The organism is Aliivibrio friggae, assembly GCF_057368515.1.
Genome location: NZ_CM170649.1, coordinates 1,039,801 through 1,056,300 on the forward strand (window position 1 = coordinate 1,039,801; position 16,500 = coordinate 1,056,300).

At 35.2% G+C, this 16,500-nt stretch carries 16 protein-coding genes; all 16 read left to right on the forward strand.

The window, feature by feature from the left end; genetic code table 11:
- Positions 1–574: 574 nt before the first annotated feature.
- Positions 575–1,246, forward strand: a complete 672-nt coding sequence (locus AC2INI_RS18110) for a hypothetical protein (protein ID WP_486305919.1) — start codon at positions 575–577, stop codon at positions 1,244–1,246.
- 145 nt (positions 1,247–1,391) lie between these two features.
- Positions 1,392–2,342 (forward strand): phospholipase D-like domain-containing protein, encoded by a 951-nt coding sequence (locus tag AC2INI_RS18115; protein ID WP_486305920.1) that lies wholly within the window; start codon positions 1,392–1,394, stop codon positions 2,340–2,342.
- Positions 2,343–2,584: 242 nt separating this feature from the next.
- On the forward strand, positions 2,585–3,163 hold the full coding sequence (locus AC2INI_RS18120) for a hypothetical protein (RefSeq protein WP_486305921.1): 579 nt from the start codon (positions 2,585–2,587) through the stop codon (positions 3,161–3,163).
- Between the two features lie 182 nt (positions 3,164–3,345).
- Complete coding sequence (locus AC2INI_RS18125) at positions 3,346–3,756, forward strand: VOC family protein (protein ID WP_486305922.1); 411 nt, start codon at positions 3,346–3,348, stop codon at positions 3,754–3,756.
- Positions 3,757–5,022: 1,266 nt separating this feature from the next.
- The gene (locus AC2INI_RS18130; protein WP_486305923.1) at positions 5,023–5,766 is read left to right on the forward strand and encodes a nitrilase-related carbon-nitrogen hydrolase; all 744 of its coding nucleotides are present in this window, start codon (positions 5,023–5,025) and stop codon (positions 5,764–5,766) included.
- A gap of 239 nt (positions 5,767–6,005) precedes the next feature.
- Positions 6,006–6,548: a hypothetical protein gene (locus AC2INI_RS18135; RefSeq protein ID WP_486305924.1), complete on the forward strand. Its 543-nt coding sequence runs from the start codon at positions 6,006–6,008 to the stop codon at positions 6,546–6,548.
- A gap of 170 nt (positions 6,549–6,718) precedes the next feature.
- Positions 6,719–7,348 carry a LysE family translocator gene (locus AC2INI_RS18140; protein WP_486305925.1) on the forward strand — a complete coding sequence of 210 codons (630 nt, stop codon included), beginning with the start codon at positions 6,719–6,721 and terminating at the stop codon, positions 7,346–7,348.
- Positions 7,349–7,517: 169 nt separating this feature from the next.
- Entirely contained in the window at positions 7,518–8,156 is a 639-nt protein-coding gene (locus AC2INI_RS18145; RefSeq protein ID WP_065605006.1) for a hypothetical protein, read from the forward strand.
- 719 nt (positions 8,157–8,875) lie between these two features.
- Entirely contained in the window at positions 8,876–9,811 is a 936-nt protein-coding gene (locus tag AC2INI_RS18150) for a hypothetical protein (protein ID WP_486305926.1), read from the forward strand.
- Positions 9,812–9,961: 150 nt separating this feature from the next.
- Positions 9,962–10,312, forward strand: coding sequence for a hypothetical protein (locus AC2INI_RS18155; protein WP_023604650.1), 351 nt, complete (start codon positions 9,962–9,964; stop codon positions 10,310–10,312).
- A 174-nt stretch (positions 10,313–10,486) separates the two neighbouring features.
- Positions 10,487–11,503: a restriction endonuclease gene (locus AC2INI_RS18160; RefSeq protein WP_486305927.1), complete on the forward strand. Its 1,017-nt coding sequence runs from the start codon at positions 10,487–10,489 to the stop codon at positions 11,501–11,503.
- A gap of 1,275 nt (positions 11,504–12,778) precedes the next feature.
- The gene (locus AC2INI_RS18165) at positions 12,779–13,315 is read left to right on the forward strand and encodes a nucleotidyltransferase family protein (RefSeq protein WP_486305928.1); all 537 of its coding nucleotides are present in this window, start codon (positions 12,779–12,781) and stop codon (positions 13,313–13,315) included.
- A 131-nt stretch (positions 13,316–13,446) separates the two neighbouring features.
- A complete protein-coding gene (locus AC2INI_RS18170; protein ID WP_486305929.1) occupies positions 13,447–14,268 on the forward strand; it encodes a hypothetical protein in 822 nt (273 codons plus the stop codon).
- A 153-nt stretch (positions 14,269–14,421) separates the two neighbouring features.
- The gene (locus tag AC2INI_RS18175) at positions 14,422–15,036 is read left to right on the forward strand and encodes a hypothetical protein (protein WP_486305930.1); all 615 of its coding nucleotides are present in this window, start codon (positions 14,422–14,424) and stop codon (positions 15,034–15,036) included.
- Between the two features lie 192 nt (positions 15,037–15,228).
- Positions 15,229–16,074, forward strand: coding sequence for a hypothetical protein (locus AC2INI_RS18180; RefSeq protein WP_155660263.1), 846 nt, complete (start codon positions 15,229–15,231; stop codon positions 16,072–16,074).
- Positions 16,052–16,453, forward strand: a complete 402-nt coding sequence (locus AC2INI_RS18185) for a hypothetical protein (protein ID WP_155660262.1) — start codon at positions 16,052–16,054, stop codon at positions 16,451–16,453. Before AC2INI_RS18180 ends, AC2INI_RS18185 begins: the two co-directional genes overlap by 23 nt.
- Positions 16,454–16,500 lie beyond the last annotated feature (47 nt).

The window sequence follows — 16,500 nt, forward strand, 5'->3', positions numbered from 1 at the left end:
TTAGCTTTTTAGGTGTGAAAGTAGGGTGGTTTTCCTTTTTCTTTGTTGCCTTCTGGTGTTCGTTTCATCAGGGTCGGCATTGAACTATTATTGCCCTAAGTTCAGGCGTTTCAGCGGCTAATTTACGCTTCAATTGTTCTTTGGTTATGCCTCATTTTAGCCTGTATCAGTGTTTTGCTCTCAGCATTTTCAATCCCAATTGTGGTTAGGATATTTGGTTTATCAGTTCCAAACTGGCTGAAACCAAATCGTTCAAATGATGTAAGAAAAAGGATTGTTTCGTTTCACAGTTATTGTTGTTGATTGGATATTTTGCTCGCTTAATTGAGCCAGTCTAATTAAACTCAGTTTACAGCAAGTCTTGGTAAATCAGTTCTTTACCAAGTTAATTGGAGCGAAAGCAAGGCTCGTATAACAAAGCAATCAACACGATGCTATTTACATTCGGCATTCGCGGTTTGAAGTGTAATTGGTTTTGTTAGTCGGTCTTTCGCACGTGTTATTGCGGCGTTATGTGTATAAAGGAGTTAATAAATTGATCTCAAATTGCATTTGTCCCTATTGCTCTATCATTATGATTAAAGGGGAAAACTTATTAAATAGTAGGTCAGTAGAGCATCTTGTCCCAAATACACTCCTTACAAATAAAAGGAATAATGGTGAGGGTGATTTTTATGCTTGTCGTAAGTGTAACTCTGAAAAAGGTACTTTAGATGAAATCTTCGGATTGGTTGCTCGATGTCAGTCTAGTGATAATGAACTAGCAGCTAAAGCTTTAATTAGAGCCTTTACTAAGCGCAAAAATGTACCTAACCGACTTTGGGAAATGTACGATAGTGCAGAGGAAGTAAATGGTCATGTAGAAGCAAAAATGCCCGTGTACGGTCAAGAATTATTGGATTACGCAACTTACTTTGGGAAAGGACTGTATTTTATTAAACATAAAAAAGTGTTTAATGAAAAGCGTGAGGTTATGCATATTAGTTTCTTTAACAAACAGGTACATTCTGGATTTGCTGACAATTATGAAAACAGATTTTCTAGTAACCCAATTAAAGACCTTGAACTTAATTCAAACTCTTGGGTTATTGCGGAAGATGAGTGTGTTATCTGGTCAAAGAGTAGAAGCTCTTTAATTATATTTCACCATTTTATTTCATTTGCAATTAAGTTTAAAACTCGTAACAGAAAGACTGTTGAAAAAAAGATAGAGCTTGAAAATAGTATTTTAGAAGACTTTGGGTAATACACATAACAAATGCATCAACACGATTTGCTACACTCGGCGTTGTCAGTTTGCCTTTAGTTTCAGTGATTAAAGCGTTAAAATTCAGCTAGGTCTGCATAGTAGCAAACGTGTTATGCAGGCGTTATATTTTTTAAGGTTATATATGAGTGAAATTAAAACAAGTTCTTTCTTTGAGGATATTGATTATCGAATATCAAAAGAGCTCTTAAAGGCTGAAAAATCTGTAAAGGTATGTGTAGCATGGATTAGTTGGAGTGTTTATGTACCAATATTTAACCAATTAACTAGTAAAGGGGTTGATGTTGAAATTATATATAATGATGATTATATAAATAGAAAAAATTTCATTGCTCCGACAAGTAAAACAATTACTTTACCAATTAAAGGCAGAAGTAATGCTTTAATGCATAATAAATTCTGTATTATAGATGATTCTTTACTAATTACAGGTAGTTTCAATTGGTCGGCTAATGCTAAGAGACATTTTGAAAATATTGTTATCATTGAAAATGATTTTAACCTTATAAAAGGGTTTTTGTCTGAATACCAAGATATTAAGAATTACTATAGTAGTTATGCTAAACAAATAAGATTTAGATGTTTATATAAAAACGAGCGTAATACTCAATGTAGGGCTAGTTCTTATAATCTTGGTATTTTAGGTGATGAAAATGGTTTGTATGATAGTTCTGTAATTGATGTATGGAATATTTGCTTTAAACATGATCATGGTAAATTTGTAAGTGAATCTCATGAACAATTTCTTCAGACTCATTTAGGTCTGAAGGACGAGCCAGATTATGATTATGAGGAAGAATATGACAAAGATAGAATGCTTTCTGAACTTGAAAGGGAAGCGTCTCGAATGACCTCTCTTCATGATCTTTTTGTAGGTAGAAGTAAAACTCCAATTCATGCTATCGGTATCGTAGTAAAGACTAATGAAATGGAATATATGGAGGGTTATGATGATATTCTTGAATATAAAGTTAGGATTATTTGGCGTGATATGTATTATCGGAAGGTTATTCCCGATGTCTTAGATGATGATTGCTTTGGTTTCGTCAATGACATAATAAGTAAGCAATGTTAAAAAATATAACAAATGCATCAACACGATTTACTACACTCGGCAATCTCAGTTTGCCGGGTGTTTCTCGTTTTAAGGCGTCAATATTAAGTATGATTGCATAGTAGTAAACGTGTTATGCAGGCGTTATAACTCATTGAATTATTGAGCTTTCTATTAATAACTGTTTGTTTAAACAGTACTGGTTGCGTGTACAGTTTTTTGTGGTATTTTATTCAAAATAAATTACTAATAGGAAACTAGACATGACGAAATTTGAAAAGACTGAAAAAGGGATCACCATACTTTGTGCGGTTGTAGGCTGTTTTTTAAGCTTGTATTTATTCATTAAGGATATACAAGATACTAAACCAACGCTGTACTCATCATATTCGATCTTACCTGAAGTGACGGAACCAAAATTAGGTAAAACAGAGAAAGTACGAATGGATGTTACTATCTCGAATACGGGTAAAGAAGAAGTGGAGATTCCACCTATTATTTCTATTACGATATTTGATACTGTTAGTCGTGAAGAGCGTCAAATTACAGCGAATCTTTTGGGCGAAAAAGGAGAGGAATTGACTCACATCATTCCAACCACCTTAAAACAAGGAAAAACTCGTTTATATCGAACAAGTTATGAAAATATTAGTTACTTTTGGGGCCCACATGTATCAACAGTTATCCAAATGTGGTCAGGTGATGACTTATTTATAGCTCCAACTGAACCGTCAAAAAATCCTGAAGCTATTAAACTGATGCTGGATCATGAAATAATGAATAAACATTTCGGCAACATAAAGTCTTATCCTTCTAAGTTTCTTAAATTAGAGGAGTTATAACAAATGCATCAACACGATTTGCTACATTCGGCATTCTAGGTTTCTTTGGTTTTACCGTATTAAGTGGTAAATTTCGGCTTAATCTGAATGGTAGCAAACGTGTTATGCAGGCGTTATATGCAAAAATGAGTTTATGAGCTAAATAGGGTAGAATTCTATTTTTGAACTGTAGTGAGTCACAAATGAATAAGCCTATCGAACAAAGAATTGGTAACGTTGCCTTAGTTGTTGAAAACTACGATGATGCAATTGAATTTTATACTAAAAAACTACAATTTGAACTTGTCGAAGATACTGATTTAGGCGGTGGTAAGCGTTGGGTTCAAATATCTCCACCTAATTCAACGGGTACAAATTTACTATTGGCTCAAGCAAGCAATGATGACCAATTAAAATCAGTTGGTAATCAAGCTGGCGGTCGTGTTTTCTTATTTCTTCAAACTAATGATTTCTGGCGTGACTATGAGTTTATGAAAGCTCAAGGTGTCGAGTTTACTGAAGAACCACGTGTTGAAGAATACGGCACAGTTGTCGTATTTAAAGACTTATACGGTACAAAATGGGACTTATTGCAGTTAAATCAAGCTAACTAAGTCTGTAGCATATAACAAATGCATCAACACGATTTGCTACATTCGGCGTTGTCAGTTTGCCTTTAGTTTCAGTGATTAAGGCAGTAAAATTCAGTTAAGTCTGTATCGTAGCAAACGTGTTATGCAGGCGTTGTGCGTACTGAGTCCGAAATTTTTTGCACGGTTCACCAATAGAATCGCGGCTTTCGTAGTTTCGGCTTAGTTAGCGTAAATTTCTTCTTTGTTTCCTTTTGGTTTTCATTTCATCAGGTTCGGCAAATTAGCCCTTATTTCCCTAAGTTCAGGCGTTTCAGCGGCTATTTTACGCTTCAATTGTTCTTTGGTTATGCCTCATTTGAGTTTGCATCAGTGTTTTCCTCGCAGCATTTTCAATCCCAATTGTGGCGAGGATATTCGGTTTATCAGTTCCAAATCTGCTGAAACCAAGCCGTTTAAATGGTGTAAGAAATGTATCTGTTTTCCATTCACTTTATCTCGCAATTTAAGAACATTTTGTTCGCTTAATTACTATTGGTAAATTAGAATCAGGGCTTAGAAAATCTTGGCAGGGCAGTTCTTTACCAAGTTAACCGAGCCGAAAGTAAGCACGCACAACAATCGCATCAACACGATTTATTACATTCGGCGTTCTGGGTTTGTCTTAGGTTTTGTGATTATGGCAGTAAAATTCAGGTTGGTTTGCATGGTAATAAACGTGTTATGCAAGCGTTATAACCTAGGTGAGATACTTCTCAAATACACTTAAATATTAATAGTTTAAGTGATAGTTAAGGTAAAATTGATTTCATACTATAGATTGTAGCTATTTAGTAATCATTGAATAAAAAAGGACTTTGAAAATGACAACTCTTCAAAAAATTGCAATTGGGCTTGGTTCTGGTTTACTTGTTGGATCTGTTTCAACGGTGCTACCTAGCTTACAATTTTGGTGTTTTTGTCATGGGATTAACTCTAATTAATTACGTTATTGTTACGAAGAAAAAATAAAGCAAATAAGTGATAGTTATCGGTGCCAAAGAACATGACTTGCTGGAAATAAGATGATCAAGGTAGCGATTATAATGTTGAAGGTAAACAGTTACGGTTTCAGTAACATTATCAGATGGTTATAACAAATGCATCAACACGATTTGCTACATTCGGCATTCTAGATTTCTTTGAGTTTACCGTGTTAAGTGGTAAATTTGAGCTTAATCTGCATAGTAGCAAACGTGTTATGCAGGCGTTATAACACCGGTTCATTTTTTATAGTTAGTGAGGTGCTCGTTGAAAGTAGGTATAGCTCAAATGCCCATGGATTGGACTGTTGAGGGGAATACAAAAACGATTTGTAATATCGTTACCAAGAATCATGATCTGGATGTTCTTGTGTTTCCTGAACTGGCAATTACTGGCTTTCATCGAGATATTAAAAATCAGGCACAGCAACATTTGGTCGAAAATGCACTGAATGAAATTTCAATTCAATGCCAACTGTCAAATACATTGGTTTTCGTCGGCTACCCATTAAATGAAAATAATAAGGTTTATAATGTGTACTCTGGTATTAATGAGCAGGGAACTCTTGAGATAGTTTGGCGAAAAGTAGGGCTAACTCAAAGTGAGTGTACATTTTTTGAATCTGGTGATAAGCGTAGTATTTTGGAACATCCACTTGGGACGTTCAGCTCTTATTTGTGCCGTGAGGCAAGCGACGTTAATTGGGTTGTTGAACAATTATCAGTTCAATCGCCATCTTACATTCTCTGGCCAAGCTATATTGGGCAACCTGAATTCTCAGTAAATACTGAAAGTACAAATTATGAGGAGGACTCAAAAAAGATAGCTCAATCACTTTCTGCTATGGTTATTCAATGTAATTGGCCTAATTCTTTGAATAACCCCAATGATAATGGGTTAGGCGGAAGTAAGATAATTTCAAGTCATGGTAATATTATTGCTCAATTGCCCTTCGATAAAACTTGTATTGGCGTATTCGATACAATGACTCACGAGTTAGTAATTAGATAGGTAGGCGTAAGTGTTATAACAAATGCATCAACACGATTTGCTACATTCGGCATTCTCGGTTTCTTTGAGTTTATCGTAATAAGTGGTAAATTTATGCTTAATCTGCATGGTAGCAAACGTGTTATGCAGGCGTTATACCGCAAATCTCTGAATGGAAGCTGAATCGCATTCTTTTATAATTTGTTTCTTTATACTTATTGTCGTAATGTCATAAAAAATAATTAGTTAGGAGGCAATAGGTGAAAATAATATTTGTCGATGCTGAAAATGTTGGCTTGAAAGAACTCGAAAAAATTAAAGCTTCAATTGTTGATAAAGTACTTGTATTTTCAAGGGTTGAGTCAATTAAACAAACGTGTGAGAAACTATTATATTTATGCCTGTCTGACTATCCAGAAGGGGCAAATCAGGCTGATTTTCATATTATCGCTTATCTATCGAGGACGTTAGTATCACTTAGCCGAAAGGAGCTTAATTTAATCACGTTCGAACTTTTTAGTAATGATGAGAACCTGATTTCAGCATTTAAGTTTCAATGTGATTTATTAGGTGGTAACTGTGAAGCTATTCGGACTAAGCCTGATATCGTAGTGTCTATTGTTTCTAAATCAGCAGAAGATAAAATCTATAATAGTCTGAAGCAACCAACTGAATTAGCTCCGTTACAAGACAAATTGAAGTTACCTAGATCTGAATTTACCAAAGCGATTAATAGTTTAGTTAAAGAGATTAAAATTGAGCGTTCAGTTGAAAGTAAGAAAAAATGGGTACAGGTTAGGTAGCGGTATAACAAATGCATCAACACGATTTGCTACATTCGGCATTCTAGGTTTCTTTAGGTTTACCGAGTTAAGTGGTAAATTTAGGCTCAATCTGCATGGTAGCAAACGTGTTATGCAGGCGTTATATGCTTTTTTTTAGCTTACGACTTAATTTATTGGAATGGTAGGTAATGGACTATTTATTGGTTCTTCTTCATGTGGCTTTAATTTGGATGTTAGCTGTTGCGACTCCTGGAACTAATGTACTTTTAACGATTAACACTGCACTTAATTACGACCGTAAAATTGCGGCTTTTTCTGCTTTCGGTGTTAGTTGTGCAACGTTACTGTGGTCGTTTTTTGGTGGCTCCGGATTAGTTATTCTCTTTTCTCATTTTCCTCAATTATTTGGTTTAATGAAAGTGGTAGGTGGCAGTTATTTATTGTATTTGGGAATGCGTCAGATTTATCTAACTCGAAAAATAAAGAGGTTAGATGAGTTAACTGAAATCAATCAAATGGTAACACCATCGAAAAGAAAGGTTTTCATTTCAGCGTTTATCACCAGTATTTTAAATCCGAAAACGGGTTTCTTCGTTGTCAGTTTATTCAGTGTTTCCATGCCTGAAAACATGAGTGCAACAATGATATTAGCAATCATGCTAACAATGGCTTCAATTACACTTAGTTGGCATTTATTTTTAGCTACAGCGTTTTCTCATGAATCAGCTAAAAGCGTTTATGCTCGTATTTCAGGGGTTATGGATTATGTCACTGGTGGATTATTTACCATTTTTGGCATCAAAGTAATGACGTCATAGTAAGAATGGTTGTTTGCATATAACAAATGCATCAACACGATTTTCTACATTCGGCATTCTAGGTTTCTTTGAGTTTACCGTGTTAAGTGGTAAATTTGAGCTTGATTTGCATAGTAGCAAACGTGTTATGCAGGCGTTATGCGCAAAGCGAAGTAGGTAAGGAATAATAATGAATAAAGGTCAGACTACCATTTTGTTAGATGAACGTTGGAAGTTAGAAGATTTCTCCGTATTTACAAAGGAGTATCAACAATTATATGGTTTTTTTCATGGTTTACGCTTAATCAAAGAAGGTGATTTTTCAAATATTGAATTTGAAAGGATGCCATGGCTAGGTGGAGGAAGTGTTGTTGGGTTTTTTAGTATATTAGGTAAATATGTCCGTCCTGAAAATAAGCCTGAAGTTAAGCAAATTCAATATGCATCTCCAGGTTTTATTGAATTAACCTTATATGTTGAGGTTGCCAAAGATATTGCATTAATTGTTAGTTCTGTTGCTGGATCTATAACTTCGGTTGCTGCGACATATAATTTTATCTACAGCCAATATCAAAAACGGAAATTGACGCAGTTAAAAATTAAAGATCTTGAAGCTAAGCAATTACGTGAGCAAATTGAATTTGTTAAGAGTTCTGTATTGGAATTACAGCAATTATATAAACTTAACCCAGCTCAAGTGAAAGCTTTAACTCAATTATCAAAAGGCGATGAATTAGTCCAATTGAAAATGCTTTTAGCTCTGTACCGTAGAGTAAAACCGGTTGCAGATTTACAGGTTAATAATAAGGCCAATTTTAAAAGCGCATAACAAATGCATCAACACGATTTGCTACACTCGGCGTTGTCAGTTTGCCTTTAGTTTCAGTGATTAAGGCGTTAAAATTCAGCTAAGTCTGTATCGTAGCAAACGTGTTATGCAGGCGTTACACGAACTCTAAGATCGCAGTTTTTTGGCTCAGTTCAGCGATTGAGCCATTAGTTTTTTAGGTGTGAAAGTAGGGTGGATTTCCTTTTTCTTTGTTGCCTTTTTAGTTTTCATTTCATCAGGTTCGGCAATTGACCATTATTGCCAAAAGTTCATGGGTTTCAGAAGCCAATTTAGGCTTCAATTGTTCATGGTTTTGCCTCATTTTAGTTTGTATCAGTGTTTTGCTCGCCACATTTTCAATCCCAATTGTGGCAAAGGTATTTGGTTTATCAGCCCCAAACTGGCTGAAACCAAATCGTACAAATGGTGTAAGAAAAAGGGATTGTTTCATCTCGCAGTTTTTGCCGTTGATTGGATATTTTGCTCGCTTAATTGAGCTAGTCTAATTAAACTCAGTTTACAGTAAATCTTGGTAAATCAATTCTTTACCAATTAAAGCGAAGCGTTGACAAAGATCGTGTAACAAATGCATCAACACGATTTGCTACACTCGGCGTTGTCAGTTTGCCTTTAGTTTTAGTGATTAAGGCAGTAAAATTCAGTTTAGTCTGTATCGTAGCAAACGTGTTATGCAGGCGTTATAAACCTCTGGAGGAATAGTGGGTAGTAAAATTCCGAAAGCAATTCGAGGAAGTGGCGTGTTAGTCTCAGCTTTAAGTTTTGAGCAGCAGCCATTTGGAAAGCTATTTTGCAGTATAGATGGTTGCAGTGCAGAGTTAAGCTTTGTCAAAAGACACAATAGAAAATATGAATCCAAAACAGTAGAGATTGCACCATGCTTTAGACTTAAACGTTATGAGCAACATAGCTTGGGCTGTAAGTATGATCTTTCAGGTCGATTAGAACTTGTGGCTAAACGGTCTGACTCAGAGGTATTTAGAGCTGTATCAGCCTCAGAATATGAGTTTAGACTGCACATATTATTGCAAGCTTTATGGGAGCTGTCAGATCATCAAGTGAAACGAAAAGGGGTAAGTTGGGGAGTTGCTGGAGAGCAAGATAAAAAATTCACGAACAAAGGCAGATTGACTAATTATTTGCGTACGTTGAAACAAGTATTAGAATTAAGGGAACTTTGTGAACAAAAAGAGGAACTTTCATCATTAGTGACACTTGACTTTAAGGGACATAAAATCCCTTGGAATCAATTTTTCTTTGATGTTAATAATTTAGTGGATTTCTTAACCTATTACATGCCGGATAAAACCACGCCACCTCTTGCTATATCGGGACATATAAAGGAGATAAGCAACCCAACTAAAAACTTTAAATATCACCAGTTAAAATTAGAATCTCCTTTTGTTGAAGCAAATGATGAAGGCGTTATTAATAAACCGACACCTGAAATAACAATTAAAGACCCTAAGTTATTAAAGTATTTTAAAGTTGGGGCGGAGTATATCTTTTTTGGTATTTGGTTTGTTCGTAAAAGACCAAAGCAGGGGCGTGGTGAAAACTCTCATATACAATGGAATTTTAATAACATAGTACTAAATGTTGCGTATAAGGATCACTTTGTAGAAATCGGTTTATAACAAATGCATCAACACGATTTGCTACATTCGGCGTTGTCAGTTTGCCTTTAGTTTCAGTGATTAAGGCGTTAAAATTCAGCTAGGTCTGTATCGTAGCAAACGTGTTATGCAGGCGTTATACCCTAAAAGGTTAATTAAGGAAGAATATCTATGCTAAATCTGTTGAAAGTGGTTGTTATTACTAATCTATTGGCGGCTTTAATCGTATTCATTCTTTCCAAATATGTAGCCTTTTTCAACTCAACAAGTTTGATGGATTTTCTATTCTTTATCGTGATTATTATCTGGGGAATAGCTAGATTAACTTGGGATGGAAATAGCCAAAGTCGCAATTGGGCGCAAGACCCAGCTTCAAATAAAACAATGAAAATGGTTTCTAATCATGATTTTGAGTCTGATTTTCATGAACAAAAAAGGCTGAATTATCAGTTTGGTTTGGTTATGTTTATCTCAGGAATCCCAGCATTCTTAGGTAGTATTTTATTATTGGTTACTTCCTAGTTTTGAGGGCGATTTTAGTCCGGGTATAACAAAGCAATCAACACGATTTATTACATTCGGCGTTGTAGGTTTGTCTTTGGTTTTGGTGTTTAAGGCAGTAAAATTTAGCTAAGTCGCCGCAGTAATAAACGTGTTATTGCGGCGTTATACCCTTCGAGGAATATAAGAGGAATTATGGGTAGAATTTGGTTTTCTCCTGGTGATTTTGCTGATCACCTTCATGAGATCGTTGGTTACAAAGCTGGTTTAGCTAGTTCAATTGAACAGATGTGTGATTTACTTTCAGGCACTTCATATGCTGATGATATATTGAGGTCTGAAAGTAATGGGCTTGCTATTCGCTCTGAAGATTACGAGGATTTGTATTACCAACTTTTATATAAGGTTGGTGTTACCAATACCTCAAGACCGGGATTGTTTACACAATCACAGTTCTTCATAAGAGTAATGAAAGAAAAAGGTCTAGATTACATTACTGATCTTCAAAATATTTACAGCAAACATTATAAATTGGGTGTAGATCTAGCAGTAAAAAATGGTCAAAGCTCCGTTGACCCTATGCCAATGCTTGCTGAAGCAATGAAAAAATACGGAAAAACTGGTGCAAATGATCTTATTGAATTAATAAAAATGTACGACACTCATTTTCAAAATAGTCCACATACTTCGGGGCGATGGGAAGAATGGAAAGATATAGTCGATCTAAATGATTTATTCAAGGAACATAAACCTGTAGTTTCACATGGTACTTTCTTAGATCAACGCTTCATCAATTATTTGTCGAATAACTTAGCTAAACTGGGTGAAATCCATTGGCGAAAATTTGAAGAATTAATTAGTGAGTGCTTTAGTCAATCAGGATATAAGGTTGAACTTGGAGCTGGGACAAATGATGACGGTGTTGATGTTCGTGTCTGGAATGATTCTGCTCAAACGCATCCAGAGTTTATCATTCAATGTAAACGGTATAATAAGTCGAAGATCGATAAAGTAACCATAAAAGGTTTATATGCAGACGTTTTAGAAGCGAAGGCAACAACGGGCTTACTAGTTACTACATCAGAGTTTAGTCCCGGTGCTAGAACTACTATTTCGGCTCGAAATTACCCAATTAAGGAAGTTAATGGAGAAAAGATTTCTGAATGGTTAAAAGCATTGAGAACTCCGGGTTCAGGAGTAATCAGGGTATAACAAATGCATCAACACGATTTGCTACACTCGGCGTTCTAGGTTTCTTTGAGTTTACCGCGTTAAGTGGTAAATTTGGGCTTAATCTGCATGGTAGCAAACGTGTTATGCAGGCGTTACACGAACTCTAAGATCGCAGTTTTTTGGCTCAGTTCAGCGATTGAGCTATTAGTTTTTTAGTTGTGAAAGTAGGGTGGTTTTCCTTTTTCTTTGTTGCCTTTTAGCTTTCATTTCATTAGGTTCGGCAATTGACTATTATTGCCAAAAGTTCATGGGTTTCAGAAATCAATTTAGGCTTCAATTGTTCATGGTTTTGCCTCAATTTATCCTGCGCCAGTGTTTTACTCGCAGCATTTTCAATCCCAATTGTGGCAAAGATATTTGGTTTATCAGTACAAAACTTGCTGAAACTAAATCGTACAAATGGTGCTAGAAAAAGGATTGTTTCGTTTCGCAATTTTTGCAGTTGAACGGTTCTTTTGTTCGCTAAATTAGCTTTTGTAATTTAGAATTGTTTTTTAAATATTATTGGTAAATCAGTTCTTTACCAATTAAAGCGAAGCGTTGACAAAGATCGTGTAACAAATGCATCAACACGATTTGCTACACTCGGCGTTGTCAGTTTGCCTTTAGTTTCAGTGATTAAAGCAGTAAAATTCAGTTAAGTCTGTATGGTAGCAAACGTGTTATGCAGGCGTTATACGAACTCTGAGAATGCAGTTTTTTGGTTCAGTTCAGCGATAGAACCATTAGCTTTTTAGGTGTGAAAGTAGGGTGGTTTTCCTTTTTCTTTGTTGCCTTTTGGTTTCCATTTCATCAGGTTCGGCATTGAACTATTATTGCCCCAAATTCAGGCGTTTCAGAAGCTAATTTACGCTTCAATTGTTCTTTGGTTATGCCTCATTTTAGCCTGCATCAGTGTTTTATTCTCAGCATTTTCAATCCCAGTTGTGGTTAGGATATTTGGTTTATAAGCACCAAATTGGCTGAAACCAAGTCGTACAAATAGTGTAAGAAAAAGGGATTGTTTCGTTTCACAGTTATTGTCGTTGATTGGATATTTTGCTCGCTTAATTGAGCCAGTCTAATTAAAATCGTTTTACAGTAAATCTTGGTAAATCAGTTCTTTACCAAGTTAATTGGAGCGAAAGCAAGGCTCGTATAACAAAGCAATCAACACGATGCTATTTACATTCGGCATTCGCGGTTTGAAGTGTAATTGGTTTTGTTAGTCGGTCTTTCGCACGTGTTATTGCGGCGTTATAACGCAGGGTGGATATGGATAGAATCATCACATTAATTGAGAAAGATGAATTGAGGGTTAAGGCTCTTGATTGTGTTCGACAACTCAATTTACCTCATTGCTATTTAGCCGCTGGTTTCGTCCGAAATTTGGTGTGGGATCATTTGCATCAAAAATCAGTATCAACGCCTTTGAATGATGTTGACGTTATTTATTTCGATGAAACTGAATCTAATCCTGAAAACTACAAATTAATTGAATTTCAGCTTTCTGTATTGATGCCAGAATTGAACTGGGAAGTGCGTAATCAAGCAATCATGCACAAAAGAAATGGTGATAAACCGTATTTAAGTATTATCGACGCAATGAGTTATTGGCCAGAAAAAGAAACAGCGATAGCCATACGAAAATTAGGAAATGGTAAATATGAATGTATTTCTGCTTTTGGCTTTGAATCGTTGTTTAATTTGCAAGTTACACATAACCCGAAGCGTTCTTTAGAAATCTTCAGTGACCGTGTAACGTCGAAAGGTTGGCTGAGTCATTGGTCTAAATTGAGAACTGCGTTATAACAAATGCATCAACACGATTTGCTACATTCGGCATTCTAGATTTCTTTGAGTTTACCGTGTTAAGTGGTAAATTCAGCTTAGTTTGCATGGTAGCAAACGTGTTATGCGGGCGTTATAACGCAGGAGGTCAAGTGGATAAATATCAACAATTTGAAAGATTAATAAGAAATGAATTGAAAAAATTAGGTTGCCAGAAACAAGTCACTTTCGAAAAGTTAGAGAAACTAGACCGTAGAGATTCCAAGTACAAATTAGGTACCAATTATCATCTAAACGAATTAGCTATTTATTTTTATTTTGTGCTTGAACGACTTGTTTTACCAGCTAAAAGAACAGTTGTTGTTTATGATAACTTCGATACAAGAGGTCATGATCTTGGTCTTGAGCGGCTTTATAATAAGTTTAAATTTGGTCAAAGTGTTATTCCTCATTTAAGCCGATTGGTATTCGATGTTGAACAAGGGCGGCTCAATGATCCTATGCTTTCAGAATGGGGGATTTTTCATTTTCATATCCCTGAAACTGATGGTAATAAATTTTTTGTTAATCGTACAAATCATCTGCTTTTTGCAATGGTTACTGAAAATGAATTTGTGCTGTTGGATATTCAGCCACATTCTAATGAGTCAGGTACATATGAACCTTGGGTCGATGTGGAAATTTTTGAAAAAATAGAACGCTATTATCCTCAAACAATCGAGCACCTTAAGCAGCGTGAAGGTGTACAACTTTTTACTTTAGAACAAAGAAAGACATTGCGTAGTAAGGGGTATAATACAAATGTTATAACCAATACTGGCAATGAATACGCATCTCCCGGTTTTGGCTCTATGATTTCTGGACATCCTATGACGGTTATAAGAAGGGTTGATTATAATATGCTACTTTTAAGTAATTATTTTAAGGACTTTGATGAAATTAAATTTGATAATAACTACAATCTGATTCTGTAAGATGCGTTATAACAAATGCATCAACACGATTTGCTACACTCGGCATCATAGGTTTCTTTGGGTTTCTCGTATTAAGTGGTAAATTGAACTTGATCTACATGTTAGCAAACGTGTTATGCAGGCGTTAACCGTCTCATTGAAGGAATAAATAGTATGGATAATGTCCATTATTTTTCATTGTTGTATCTAAATGATTGGGTCTATTGGGATGAGCGCTTCATTGAGCGACTATGCAATCAAGATAAATCAATCAGAATTGAAGGTTTACATGATGCAGCCAAATATTACAAAGTAACTCGCAATTTTAAATATATTGATGAATGTACTCGTTTCGAGAGTGCCTTAGATGAAGTTGAAAAAATATTAAAGCCTAATAGTGAAATCGAAGCCATCGATGCTGTTAATCAATTGGCTAAGTCACTAATGGCTATTTATGGTAAAAATGCTATTTCAGCAGCATCAAAATTTCTTTGGCTGAAGTATAAAAGTCCAATAATAATATATGACAGTCGTGCTTATAATTGGTTAAAGAGTAAAAATTATAGCATTGTTATCGGTGATTATAGTTCTTATTATGCTGCGTGGTTAGATGCTTTTTCTCTTGCTGAACCTGATATTAAAGATGCTTTACTGGATTTATACAAGGTTAAAAAGTATTCACAAGCAGAAGAATATGATGACTTAGCAATTATCAAATTAACATCGAATCGTTGGTTTCGAGAACGAGTATTTGATAAGTTTTTGTGGTTTAACGCAGGTAACGGTTAACAAATGCATCAACACGATTTGCTACACTCGGCGTTGTCAGTTTGCCTTTAGTTTCAGTGATTAAGGCAGTAAAATTCAATTAGGTCTGTATCGTAGCAAACGTGTTATGCAGGCGTTATGTGTTTTTCTTAACTATCCATAATATTAAACTAAGTGTATGATTAGCCAAAAAATATATAGGCTTAGGTTGCAATGAAAAACTCTTCTCTTGAATTCCATTTTGAATACAATCCACACCGAAAAAATGTTGCAGATATTTTATATGCAATGGGTCACTATATAGAAGCATATGAAGCTTTTGGTAATGCAATTGCAAATGCTATTGGTCATGATCTAGAGTTCTCTATTGAGCTTGAGGAGATAACTAGTGGCTCAATTAAATTAAAGTTTTTAAAATTATTCGACTTATTAACTAGTCCAAATGATTTAATGAATGATCTAACTGGTAGCGTAAATTCTTATGATGAACTGGTAACAATCACTGATGCGCATAACGAAAAATTAGCTAATAAAGTAAATGCTAGTGGTAAATTTAAAGAACGTATTGAACCGACACTTTGTGAGCTTGATATAGCTTTAGCTATGGACAAATTATCCGAAGCAAATCGAATGATTGAACCTGATGAGAAATTAACTATTACAGAAGATCTAAGCATTCCTGATAATGTTATAAGCATTGATACTGGTTTTCGTTTGACTAAACGACCACGTGAGATGTTTTCTAATTATATGGGGCAGCATGATGGTGATGAAATTGTTAATGTGATTAGGCCTTGCTTTAAAGGTCATCTTAAATGGCGCTTTCAAAATACCAATACAAGATTGATTTATAATGCTCCTATAAAGCATGCAAAATGGTTAGAGGAGTACCAAAATGGCGCTCAAAACATTGAGGTAAAAGATAGTCTTTTAGTTGATTCAACATATGAACTTTGGAAGGTTAAAGGGGAAACTTGTATAAAGAACGCGAGGGTAAATAGGGTTAAAGACATAATAAAATGCAGCGGTGAACAAAATGAATTCTTTAGAAGAGATTAGATATGCAGCAATCCCATATGTTTTTATAATATTACCATTCATTGCTCTAATTCTTGTTAAGGGTTTTACTGGGAATTGGGGGGACTTACTTGTTACTAGTGATTGGGCTGTAGCAAGTGCAATGATCTATTCCAGTTCAATTATTAATGTACGAAGTGCAGCAAAGGAATATAAAGGTAATATTAATGAACTAAGCCTTGATTGGTTTATGAGTATTACCATTTTTATGGCTACAATTAGTGTTGTACTGTATGTACTTGTTCTTTTAGTACCAAGTACAGCATTAGGTATTGCTCAAATTTTATTATTTATCTATGCATCACTATCTCATTTTAAATTTGGTCGAATGATGTATCGTCTTAAAAATAAAAACACATAACAAATGCATCAACACGATTTGCTACATTCGGCATTCTAGATTTCTTT

What these genes read in the sequence shown, in the direction of transcription:
- AC2INI_RS18110 (WP_486305919.1), top strand. Translation starts at nt 575, where the DNA reads ATGATTAAAGGGGAAAACTTATTAAATAGTAGGTCAGTAGAGCATCTT.
- AC2INI_RS18115 (WP_486305920.1), top strand. Translation starts at nt 1,392, where the DNA reads ATGAGTGAAATTAAAACAAGTTCTTTCTTTGAGGATATTGATTATCGA.
- AC2INI_RS18120 (WP_486305921.1), top strand. Translation starts at nt 2,585, where the DNA reads ATGACGAAATTTGAAAAGACTGAAAAAGGGATCACCATACTTTGTGCG.
- AC2INI_RS18125 (WP_486305922.1), top strand. Translation starts at nt 3,346, where the DNA reads ATGAATAAGCCTATCGAACAAAGAATTGGTAACGTTGCCTTAGTTGTT.
- AC2INI_RS18140 (WP_486305925.1), top strand. Translation starts at nt 6,719, where the DNA reads ATGGACTATTTATTGGTTCTTCTTCATGTGGCTTTAATTTGGATGTTA.
- AC2INI_RS18145 (WP_065605006.1), top strand. Translation starts at nt 7,518, where the DNA reads ATGAATAAAGGTCAGACTACCATTTTGTTAGATGAACGTTGGAAGTTA.
- AC2INI_RS18155 (WP_023604650.1), top strand. Translation starts at nt 9,962, where the DNA reads ATGCTAAATCTGTTGAAAGTGGTTGTTATTACTAATCTATTGGCGGCT.
- AC2INI_RS18160 (WP_486305927.1), top strand. Translation starts at nt 10,487, where the DNA reads ATGGGTAGAATTTGGTTTTCTCCTGGTGATTTTGCTGATCACCTTCAT.
- AC2INI_RS18165 (WP_486305928.1), top strand. Translation starts at nt 12,779, where the DNA reads ATGGATAGAATCATCACATTAATTGAGAAAGATGAATTGAGGGTTAAG.
- AC2INI_RS18175 (WP_486305930.1), top strand. Translation starts at nt 14,422, where the DNA reads ATGGATAATGTCCATTATTTTTCATTGTTGTATCTAAATGATTGGGTC.
- AC2INI_RS18180 (WP_155660263.1), top strand. Translation starts at nt 15,229, where the DNA reads ATGAAAAACTCTTCTCTTGAATTCCATTTTGAATACAATCCACACCGA.
- AC2INI_RS18185 (WP_155660262.1), top strand. Translation starts at nt 16,052, where the DNA reads ATGAATTCTTTAGAAGAGATTAGATATGCAGCAATCCCATATGTTTTT.